Here is a 405-nt window from a genome sequence, read left to right as displayed (position 1 = left end):
GGGAAACATCCCTTTTTGAGCAGGCTCGCCGCGGTGCGGTGGGCCTTCAGGTGCGTGGCGTCGATCATGATGCGCCCGGGCTTTGGCCCTTCGCCGGCGAGCCCGGCGAAGATGCGGTCGAAAACGCCGAGCCGGCTCCAGCGGATGAAACGGTTGTAGAGCGTCTTGTGTGGACCGTAGCCTGACGGCGCGTCCTTCCACTGCAGGCCGTTGCGGATCACATAGACGATGCCGCTCACCACGCCGGTCATCAGCCCTTGGCACCCCGTGCGAGAGCGGAAAATGCGGCGATATCCGTGCCATCTGGCGCTCGCTCAGCAGTAACAAATCACCCATCACGACCTCCTCCTTCAATGGAGACCGCGCATCACATTTCAAACCAAATTAATAGGTCCTGACCCTAGC

1 pseudogene is annotated in these 405 nt (G+C 61.2%); it reads right to left on the bottom strand.

Annotation, left to right across the window (positions count from 1 at the left end):
• Positions 1 to 336, bottom strand: a pseudogene (locus DUT91_RS25225) (transposase); the annotation flags it as partial.
• Positions 337 to 405: the final 69 nt, after the last annotated feature.

Source organism: Paramesorhizobium salinisoli (genome assembly GCF_003335045.1).
GTDB lineage: Bacteria > Pseudomonadota > Alphaproteobacteria > Rhizobiales > Rhizobiaceae > Paramesorhizobium > Paramesorhizobium salinisoli.
This window is presented reverse-complemented; position numbering and strand designations above follow the sequence as displayed.